The organism is Brasilonema sp. UFV-L1 (assembly GCF_012912105.1).
Classification (GTDB): domain Bacteria; phylum Cyanobacteriota; class Cyanobacteriia; order Cyanobacteriales; family Nostocaceae; genus Brasilonema.
The window spans coordinates 1-9,885 of the sequence record NZ_QMEA01000200.1; the positions used below are offsets into that span (position 1 = coordinate 1).

Below are 9,885 nucleotides of genomic sequence, written 5' to 3' on the forward strand. Positions count from 1 at the left end.
GGGCAATGGGGAGATGGGGAGAAATTCTAAATTTTGAATTGAGTTGTTTTGTTCTGTTTTGAAATAAAGACTATTCACCCACTCTAAAACAAAGTTGGCGGCATCGATGATAATTTTAGTACTACGACCTGCTTGATCCATTGTGACTAATCGTTGCTGGGCGTCGCACTCTTTGCAGAATTGCCGAAAATAAATTGGATCGGCTGGGGTGAAGGTTGAGTTAATAGCTTGGTTTGGATCACCAACGCGAATAAGATTTGGTGGTTCGTTAGAGTTGTTGACGTCGGTGCCGAGAATTGTTAATAGCTTTGTTTGCAAAGGACTAGAATCTTGTGCTTCGTCTTCAAAAACGGCAAAAACTTGATTTTGCTCGATTTTTCGGGCGTTTTCGTTTTCTAATACGCGCAGGGCAGCTAATATCATGTCGTCGTAGTCGATGAACTCACGCGATTGCATTAAATTTTGATATTGTTCGTACAACCCAGCCGCGATCCTTAAGATTTCATACTCGTCTGTGGTTTGTTGACTTAATTCACGCAAATCTTCTGGTAATAAGCCAGAACTTTTTGCCTCATGAATGACTGTAGTTGCTAGTTCTGGTAAGACTTCTGTTCGTAATACTGACTGTCGTCGCAGTCTTTCTGTTTCTTCTCCATCAAATTGAATACCATTGAGTAACCGAAAATAAAGAGCATTATGATTGACAATCCATTGCTCTACAGCTGTCCGAATGAATCGGTGACTTTGATTTGGAGTAATTAAAGTTGCATTTTCTAATTCTAAACCTGACAAATCAGGATAGCGGCTGGCTATGTTTAAAGCAAGACCATGTAGCGTATTGACAACAAAGCCAGTTTGAGGTAAAGATAATTGCTTGAGATATTCGCGGATTTTGACTTTAATATTAGCAGCAGCCGAGCGAGTAAAGGTGACAACAATGAGTTGACGACGGGTTTTTCGACGTAATTGGGCAGATTCTTCATATTGAAGGGCGATCGCCATAGCAGCAGCAGCAGCCATTCCTGTAGATTTACCTGCACCGGGAACAGCTGACACCGCAAGTGAACCGGATTTCCAGTCAGCCATGTGCAGCTGTCCTTGACGGAGGGTATTACGGATATTTGCTATACCCGTCTCTTGTGGGGAAGACACAGGTAATGGAGATACTTCTATAGATTTCGATTTTTTAGGCACAGATTTTTAACATGAACGTCTTATTTCAAGGACTTCCAATAAAAAAATATCCAACTTGTAGGGTGCGTTAGGTGAACCGCCGTAACGCACCCTACAACTATGGGATAATTTATTTTTTGGTTTTCCCTAATTAGATTTTAGATTTTGAATCGCAGGATAGACACATTATCCGCGTAGCTCAGCACACATTTTGGGTGGTTACAATTTTGGATCGAGAATTATTAGTTGATGGTTGTTCGTTAACTGTTGTTTTACTTACGACTAACCAATGAAAAGAATGGCTAATCGTAAATTTTCTCTACGTTATCTCGCTTTGGTTGGGGCGATCGCACTCGGTGCAATTTTACGCTTTTGGAATTTGGATCTCAAACCTCTGTGGATGGATGAGGTGATTACTGCGATTTTCAGCTTGGGTAAAAGCTACAATGATTTACCTTTGGATGTGGTGTTACCGCTAGAACGTGTACCAGAGATTTTTACTCTCCAACCAGGAGTCAGTTGTGCTCAAATTGCTAAGAAAATTGTCACGCAGTCTACTCATCCGCCGCTGTTTTTTTGTGGGATGTACAGTTGGTTGAAGTGGTTAAGTCCTTTAGGAAGTGAGTGGGTTACGAAAGTGCGATCGCCTGCAGCATTTTTTGGTGTCGCTGAAATTGTCGCAATTTACTATCTCAATCGTATTGCTTTCTTTCCATCTGCGGGGATGATAGCAGCAGCTTTTATGGCTGTGTCTCCGCTAGCTGTTTACCTTTCCCAAGAAGCAAGACATTACACGTTACCCATGCTTGTGATCACTTTAGCCATACTCGGGCTAGTGCAAATTGTCAAGGATATTGAAAAGCAGCAAAAAGTAAGATTGTGGGTTGTGCTGGGATGGGCAATCATTAATAGTATAAGTTTTTATGTTCATTACTTTTGTATTCTTGCCTTCATTGCCCAAATACTGGCATTACTAATGTTGATGTGCTGGCAAAGAGCAAACATCCTGAACAAACGCCAAATTTGGCTAGCAATTATTGTCTGTATAAGTATTGTTGGAATTAGCTTTCTGCCTTGGTTACCAGTTATCTTGCATGACTATAACCGTTCTGAAACCTCCTGGCTAACCTCTCCACAAAACATTTCTCCAATCTATCAAACTCTGATTAGCTGGTTGCTCATGCTAATTTCTCTTCCTGTAGAAAAGCAGCCAATTGCAATTGCAGTCATATTTGGATTGTTAATGTTTTTGTTTGGTATTTGGGTGAGTTGGCAAGTTGTCAAAGGTTTTAGAGAGCTATGGTATGCGAAGTCAACACATATAGCAACATTCACTCTTTTAAGTTTCTCTGTTTGCGTTTTATTAGAATTCTTTGCGATCGCTTATTTACTAGGTAAAGATATTACTTCTGTTCCTCGCTATCATTTTGTTTATTATCCTAGCTTTTGTGCCCTCATCGCTGCGACTTTTGCTCAAAAAAGCAAGAAGAAAGAAATCAAAAACTCCATCTTCAATCTTCAGTCTTCATTTCTGATTATTTTCCTCGTCGGTATATTCAGTTGTCTTCTTCTTGTTTCTAACTTAGTTTTTCAAAAACCATTTGAGCCTGAGCAAGTCGCACAAAATATGAATCAAAATCCTTCTATCCCTCTTCTCATGGTAGTAGGATACAGAGATTACCAAGATGTGGCATTAGGATTAAGTTTCGCTTTAGCATTGGAACCACTGAGAGAAGTAGGAGAGCAAGGAATTTCTTCCTCGTACTCCTTCTCTAATGTTGCTTTCTTCAAGCAATCACCAGATTTTGCTCCTGTCTTGCAAAAACTTTCCCAACTTCCTTCACTCGCTGCAACTCATCTTAACTTATGGCTTGTTGGTCCAGGTAGAAAACGCCGAGATTATCCACAGCAGATAACACTTTCTCAACAAATGACTTGCACTATAGATTCCTTGCAGCATTATCGGATTGGTGTTCCTTATCAACTGTATCGTTGTGGAGTTTCAATCCGTAATAGTAAGCAGGGCTAACGGATCTAAAAATTACTAAAAATTTACAAAAAACATTGACAAAAATATTAGTCTATGGATTAAAAGAATCGCACTTTATGGAATCATATCCAAGCGTCCAAATTTTTCACTCTCTCCAGAGGATACGAGGATTGACATCCTCCCACCGCTAACCTGGAGTACCAGGTATAGCGGGGGATTCCAAAGATTGCTCTTTGAGTTTCCTCTTTCCACGAGTTGACTTGCTTGGAGGATTTGCATCACCCAAGTATTGGTCAGTCTCTCCAGAGGCGTGACTTCCCGTGTGACCCACGGTACGCAATGCCTTTTCTAATATGTTTTGTGCAGCATTATGGTCTCGGTGTTGGACGTGTCCGCAATGGTGACAAGTATGCGTCCTAGTGCTAAGAGTTTTCTTAACAACCTTCCCGCATTTGGAACAACTTTGACTGGTGTAGTGAGGCGGCACAGCGACTGTGACCACGCCAAATACTTTTCCAAAATACTCAACCCAAGGTCGATTGATTTGGCAGCCCAAAAGCTAATTGCTGCAGAACGGGAAGGCAAGAAAATTGCTGTCGAAGTCAAAAGCTTTTTGGAGAAGTCCTCTGCAATCTCGGAATTCCACACAGCATTAGGGCAATTTATTAATTATAGAGGCGCACTGCGACGACGAGAGCCAGAGCGTATTCTATACTTAGCAGTGCCTATGACAACTTACAAAACATTTTTTCAACTTGATTTTCCGAAAGCAATGGTTGAGGAGAATCAAGTCAAAATAATTGTTTATGATGTAGAACGTGAGGTAATTGTCGAATGGAAAAACTAGCGCGATATCGGCAGCTTGTACAACAAATGCTTGCAGAGTATGGCAAGCAAAAACCTGCTTACGGAGATATTACAGTTGAAACGATTTTTGATACTGAGCGTGATCATTACCAAATCGTCCATGTAGGCTGGGAAGGACAGAATTGGGTGCATAGTTGTATCATCCACATTGACATTAAAAATGGAAAGATTTGGCTTCAGTGGAATGGCACAGAGGATGATATTGCAGCAGATTTAGTTGCACTGGGAGTTCCAAAGGAAGATATTGTGCTGGGATTTCAGTCACCGTTTATGCGACAGTTTACAGAATATGCTGTGGGTTAGAGTTTTGCAGAATTTGTTAATTAAAAACTCCTTGTTCTTCAAGTATGAGTCTTCTGCCTTGATAAACTTGCAAAATACCTTCTGCTGTCACTCGATAAAGATATTCGTTATTGCGAAACTGGTAACCAAGAAATCGACCTGGTGTGACACCATTCGCACCGGTTGCGTGTATTGTTTTGCCGTTCAAACGAATCGATTGACCTGTTTTTAAATTCTTTCCAACGTATGTAACATTGTCGCAAGTTACATTCCCTTCAGCACAATTCCTCGTAATCGTGACCTGAAAATTTTTGGTTTTTAAACTTTCAGCATGAGCTGCTTGAGTCCAAATGGTAAGAAATATTGGTAACAAAGCAAGCAATGCAGTATACTTTTTGAAGTTCAACATGTTAGGTTTATGATTGTTTGTACTTGTTCTAACGACGACTACAATCTTTAGTCTGTCTATTTCGGAAAATGTTGAAATTTTCTGTGAGTTACTCTCTTCCCGCCGGAAGAATACCTATAGCAGAAGTCAGAAGTCAGAAGTAAAAAAGGCTTAGAGTCTGGCTTTTAAACAACAGCGTTGTACTTCATTGACTTGCAATGTGCTGTATTTTTTAACCGCAGAGGCGCTTCAGAACGCAGAGAAAAGACACTTCGTTTGATACAGCAGAATTCAGGAGTCAGGAGTCAGAAGCAAAAAGGTCTTTCTGTCTGCCTTTTAGACCTCAGTACTGTACTTCATTTACTTGCAATGTGCTGTAAGTAATCTTACACAACCGAAGGGAGTAAGATAAATTTCAACATTTTGATGGCGATCGCCTATCAATTATTTGCGCTGTTTCAATCCCTAATAGGGAGAAAGAGAAATTTCAACCGCTTGCTTATCCAGTTGCGAGCTTGAACCTGAAGTTTCAATCCCTAATAGGGAGAAAGAGAAATTTCAACTACAGGGTAAGTTCTTCCTCTGGGTTCTCCAGAAACGTGGTTTCAATCCCTAATAGGGAGAAAGAGAAATTTCAACAGAACAAGTATCGCTTTCTTCTGCTTCAATACTTCGGTTTCAATCCCTAATAGGGAGAAAGAGAAATTTCAACCCTTAGAAATGGCGATCGCACCCTCCAACAACCGCGTTTCAATCCCTAATAGGGAGAAAGAGAAATTTCAACTCGTTCGGTCATAGCTCCGGAATTTTACCATTTCTGTTTCAATCCCTAATAGGGAGAAAGAGAAATTTCAACAAGCACAGAAGGGCGCTATAGCAAGAAACAGGCAAGTTTCAATCCCTAATAGGGAGAAAGAGAAATTTCAACGACAGTAACTGCAACAAATACTGTGTCGAATCTGTTTCAATCCCTAATAGGGAGAAAGAGAAATTTCAACGTCGCACCTTAATGATAAGGGCGAGAAAGTTTGGTTTCAATCCCTAATAGGGAGAAAGAGAAATTTCAACAACATCTTCACTTGGTTGAAAGTTTCCAGGGCTGGCAGTTTCAATCCCTAATAGGGAGAAAGAGAAATTTCAACGCGATCGCTGTTGCTAAGCCAGCCCCCAGTGCAAGGGCAATTCCAGTTTCAATCCCTAATAGGGAGAAAGAGAAATTTCAACATCTCAGGTAAAAGACGCTGTAGTTCAGCTTATTCCGTTTCAATCCCTAATAGGGAGAAAGAGAAATTTCAACCGACCGCTTTTCGCACGGCAGTTGCGAGATCGTCACGTTTCAATCCCTAATAGGGAGAAAGAGAAATTTCAACCCCATTTTGGAGCACTGGTTGGAATAACTGAAGTTTCAATCCCTAATAGGGAGAAAGAGAAATTTCAACCGAGAACGATAGAACTTTTAAAAAGTGGAATAAGTTTCAATCCCTAATAGGGAGAAAGAGAAATTTCAACCAAATAGTGTTCACTGAGAGGGAGGTAGAACTTATGTTTCAATCCCTAATAGGGAGAAAGAGAAATTTCAACGGTCAGAGATTGGTACGTATCTACAAATTCTGATAGTTTCAATCCCTAATAGGGAGAAAGAGAAATTTCAACATCAGAACTCTGCGAACAGGTACGCACATTTTATCTTGTTTCAATCCCTAATAGGGAGAAAGAGAAATTTCAACGACAAAATGTCTAATTTTGTATTCGTTCTAGACACCGTGTTTCAATCCCTAATAGGGAGAAAGAGAAATTTCAACAACATTGCTCCACTCGAACAATGATCGCACTGCACAAGTTTCAATCCCTAATAGGGAGAAAGAGAAATTTCAACGCCTACGTAAAAAAAATAAATAAAAAGTAATGAAAAGCGTTTCAATCCCTAATAGGGAGAAAGAGAAATTTCAACCAGGGATTGTCCGCAGCAAACATTTGCCAAAATGCGGTTTCAATCCCTAATAGGGAGAAAGAGAAATTTCAACCTACTTGAATGCCTATCAAACTCCAATAGAAAGTTTCAATCCCTAATAGGGAGAAAGAGAAATTTCAACCCTCAAGCATAGAGAAAAGTAAATACCACATCTCTTGTTTCAATCCCTAATAGGGAGAAAGAGAAATTTCAACCAACAATGAGGAAGTATGGATTAGAAATTCATCAGTTTCAATCCCTAATAGGGAGAAAGAGAAATTTCAACCTGAGGCTATTAAAAAGTTGATGGAACGTTCACAAGTTTCAATCCCTAATAGGGAGAAAGAGAAATTTCAACTTTCCCTCTAAACAGTCGATGGGACGATTAATTTGAGTTTCAATCCCTAATAGGGAGAAAGAGAAATTTCAACCACTGATGAATCATATCTTTGCGCTTGCCATTAACGTTTCAATCCCTAATAGGGAGAAAGAGAAATTTCAACATCAAGCCAAGTTTGCAGTGGGTGGTACTTGGATTGGTGTTTCAATCCCTAATAGGGAGAAAGAGAAATTTCAACCTATCCCAGTCGAAAGCGATACAAGAACGGCTGTTTCAATCCCTAATAGGGAGAAAGAGAAATTTCAACGGTGCAAATACTACTTTTGCTCATGGATTAATTGGTTTCAATCCCTAATAGGGAGAAAGAGAAATTTCAACTCGGGACTGTTGCAGATGGCATTATCAACTTGAAGGTTTCAATCCCTAATAGGGAGAAAGAGAAATTTCAACCCCACACCCGCAACGATATCTGGAGGATCAATATTAGGTTTCAATCCCTAATAGGGAGAAAGAGAAATTTCAACGGTTGATTTATCGAGGTGAGGGGTGCAACTATGGAGGGTTTCAATCCCTAATAGGGAGAAAGAGAAATTTCAACAAGCTTGTCTCTTTTCCTTTGAAGAAACAAATCTTCAGAGTTTCAATCCCTAATAGGGAGAAAGAGAAATTTCAACTTCTCTCTCGTGAAGTTCTAATTGCTCCTCCGATGTTTCAATCCCTAATAGGGAGAAAGAGAAATTTCAACCCTCCTCATTCAAATTCCATCGACTTCCAGATTTTCTCGTTTCAATCCCTAATAGGGAGAAAGAGAAATTTCAACTACTATTTGCCACAGACTGCAATAGAAGACTTTCGCGTTTCAATCCCTAATAGGGAGAAAGAGAAATTTCAACTACCGTAAGACTTTCACTTCTAGAACACTACTCTATAGTTTCAATCCCTAATAGGGAGAAAGAGAAATTTCAACTTCCGGAAAAATCAGTAGAAGAATTGCACAAATCTGAGTTTCAATCCCTAATAGGGAGAAAGAGAAATTTCAACCCACCAAACCGCAAGGATCAGCGCAAGAATTGCTTGTTTCAATCCCTAATAGGGAGAAAGAGAAATTTCAACGAATTATTTCTTTCTTTGTTGCTGCGGCATACTCAGGAGTTTCAATCCCTAATAGGGAGAAAGAGAAATTTCAACATTGCCATTAGGGGATTATCGAGTAATCCACAAGGAAGGAGTTTCAATCCCTAATAGGGAGAAAGAGAAATTTCAACGGTAAATCAGAATGATATAAAGACGATCGCACGTTTCAATCCCTAATAGGGAGAAAGAGAAATTTCAACCTATTGCAACTTTGAGAACTGAGATTAAAGACTCTAAGTTTCAATCCCTAATAGGGAGAAAGAGAAATTTCAACACAGCACCAGCAGAAGATACTCCAGTTGGAACAGTTTCAATCCCTAATAGGGAGAAAGAGAAATTTCAACTCCTATGTCTTCAGTATCTGTACCTCAAGAAATTATTGTTTCAATCCCTAATAGGGAGAAAGAGAAATTTCAACAAATGAAAAACACTTATCAATTGGCATTGAACTTGGTTTCAATCCCTAATAGGGAGAAAGAGAAATTTCAACTTTAAAGGATTTCAACGGGTTCTGGAAAGTATCTCGTTTCAATCCCTAATAGGGAGAAAGAGAAATTTCAACCCGTCGTCGCCATTGCACACCAGGAAATCCGCCAGTTTCAATCCCTAATAGGGAGAAAGAGAAATTTCAACTTGTGTTAGCTGTCGGTTTCGATGAGCCTTGCGCGTTTCAATCCCTAATAGGGAGAAAGAGAAATTTCAACCAATTATGCGAATGCCATCAAAGCGTAAGTCGCCAATGAAGTTTCAATCCCTAATAGGGAGAAAGAGAAATTTCAACACTCCTTATCCAACTAATTTGTACAAGATTATCATGAGACGTTTCAATCCCTAATAGGGAGAAAGAGAAATTTCAACGAAATGGATTTCAATTAGGTTTCTTTCAAAAAGAAGAGGTTTCAATCCCTAATAGGGAGAAAGAGAAATTTCAACCATCGTTTTCTCTCCTTGTGTTACTCTTATATATTGTTTCAATCCCTAATAGGGAGAAAGAGAAATTTCAACTGCGAAAGCCAGAGAAGTGCCCCGTATAAAGTTTTCAAGGTTCTAAATCGCGAATGAACTAATGATAGCATAGAAAAAAGTAAATTGATTGACAGGTGAATGGCTGAAATTCAGTCTAGACAAGGAGCGCGGATGGCTTTTGAGCTAATATTCCTGTAAAGCCTTGTACTGTCAGAAGTTCAGCCATTTTTTTAAAAACCTCTTTTCCAACACCTACCCATCCGCGCATTCGGCAAAGAAAATCGTGTCATCGCGAGGTGGTTCGCCGCCGATACGTTCGACTTTACCAAAACAGCAGGCGCACAGAAAATAAAATTTGATACTATCAGTATCAGGCTTGATGAGTTTATGCAAGCGCGATCGCAATTTTGCATATTGAGTATCAGTTAGCTGGCACTCAAATACACTATACTGCACCCACTGCCCATATGATTTGAGGACTTTGTGAATCTTTGTACGGCGCTTATCTTCAGAGATATCGTAGGACACAACAACATTCATAGGCAAATTCACCAAATCGCTGAACAGTGAACAATGAACAGTAATAACTGGTAACTGATAACTGATAACTGATGACTCCAGTGCTTACTTCAAAACCAACGGTGGATATTTCTCGATTTCGCCCATTAAGTATTTCGCGAGTAACCGGGCTTGCAGTTCAAACGCTTCTTGGTAAGTACATTTGCGTCCTAAAACGGGATGCTTAAACTGAACTTCCCTGATTGACAAAAGGCGTATGCAGTGTATCTCAAGGG

General features: G+C 39.7%; 7 protein-coding genes and 1 CRISPR repeat array. Of the genes, 3 read left to right on the forward strand and 4 right to left on the reverse strand.

Going from position 1 to position 9,885, the window contains the following annotated elements:
- Positions 1-1,194 (reverse strand): ATP-dependent helicase (locus tag DP117_RS31895; protein ID WP_169222186.1); only part of this gene is annotated, 1,194 nt, incomplete at its 3' end.
- Between the two features lie 277 nt (positions 1,195-1,471).
- On the opposite strand from DP117_RS31895, the gene DP117_RS31900 reads away from it, so the two are divergent.
- A complete protein-coding gene (locus DP117_RS31900; protein WP_169222187.1) occupies positions 1,472-3,202 on the forward strand; it encodes a glycosyltransferase family 39 protein in 1,731 nt (576 codons plus the stop codon).
- 148 nt (positions 3,203-3,350) lie between these two features.
- On the opposite strand, the gene DP117_RS35735 is transcribed toward DP117_RS31900, so the two are convergent.
- On the reverse strand, positions 3,351-3,665 hold the full coding sequence (locus tag DP117_RS35735; protein WP_339381106.1) for a transposase: 315 nt from the start codon (positions 3,663-3,665) through the stop codon (positions 3,351-3,353).
- Here DP117_RS35735 and DP117_RS31905 point away from each other — a divergent pair.
- Together DP117_RS31905 and DP117_RS31910 are read left to right on the forward strand one after the other, a co-directional pair.
- Positions 3,561-4,010: an element excision factor XisH family protein gene (locus DP117_RS31905; protein ID WP_339381107.1), complete on the forward strand. Its 450-nt coding sequence runs from the start codon at positions 3,561-3,563 to the stop codon at positions 4,008-4,010. The two genes, DP117_RS35735 and DP117_RS31905, sit on opposite strands and share 105 nt — an antisense overlap.
- A complete protein-coding gene (locus DP117_RS31910; protein WP_169222188.1) occupies positions 3,998-4,333 on the forward strand; it encodes a XisI protein in 336 nt (111 codons plus the stop codon). The genes DP117_RS31905 and DP117_RS31910 overlap by 13 nt, the downstream gene beginning before the upstream one ends.
- Before the next feature lie 16 nt (positions 4,334-4,349).
- Here the strand turns inward: DP117_RS31910 and DP117_RS31915 are convergent, their stop codons facing one another.
- Both DP117_RS31915 and cas2 read right to left on the reverse strand, forming a co-directional pair.
- Positions 4,350-4,721, reverse strand: coding sequence for a hypothetical protein (locus DP117_RS31915; protein ID WP_169222189.1), 372 nt, complete (start codon positions 4,719-4,721; stop codon positions 4,350-4,352).
- A 362-nt stretch (positions 4,722-5,083) separates the two neighbouring features.
- A CRISPR array of direct repeats spans positions 5,084-9,130; the repeat unit is 37 nt; unit sequence GTTTCAATCCCTAATAGGGAGAAAGAGAAATTTCAAC.
- 213 nt (positions 9,131-9,343) lie between these two features.
- On the reverse strand, positions 9,344-9,631 hold the full coding sequence (gene cas2, locus DP117_RS31920) for a CRISPR-associated endonuclease Cas2 (protein WP_169222190.1): 288 nt from the start codon (positions 9,629-9,631) through the stop codon (positions 9,344-9,346).
- Positions 9,632-9,885: the final 254 nt, after the last annotated feature.

What these genes read in the sequence shown, in the direction of transcription:
- DP117_RS31900 (WP_169222187.1), top strand. Translation starts at nt 1,472, where the DNA reads ATGGCTAATCGTAAATTTTCTCTACGTTATCTCGCTTTGGTTGGGGCG.
- DP117_RS31905 (WP_339381107.1), top strand. Translation starts at nt 3,561, where the DNA reads ATGGTGACAAGTATGCGTCCTAGTGCTAAGAGTTTTCTTAACAACCTT.
- DP117_RS31910 (WP_169222188.1), top strand. Translation starts at nt 3,998, where the DNA reads ATGGAAAAACTAGCGCGATATCGGCAGCTTGTACAACAAATGCTTGCA.
- DP117_RS31915 (WP_169222189.1), bottom strand. Translation starts at nt 4,721, where the DNA reads ATGTTGAACTTCAAAAAGTATACTGCATTGCTTGCTTTGTTACCAATA.
- cas2 (WP_169222190.1), bottom strand. Translation starts at nt 9,631, where the DNA reads ATGAATGTTGTTGTGTCCTACGATATCTCTGAAGATAAGCGCCGTACA.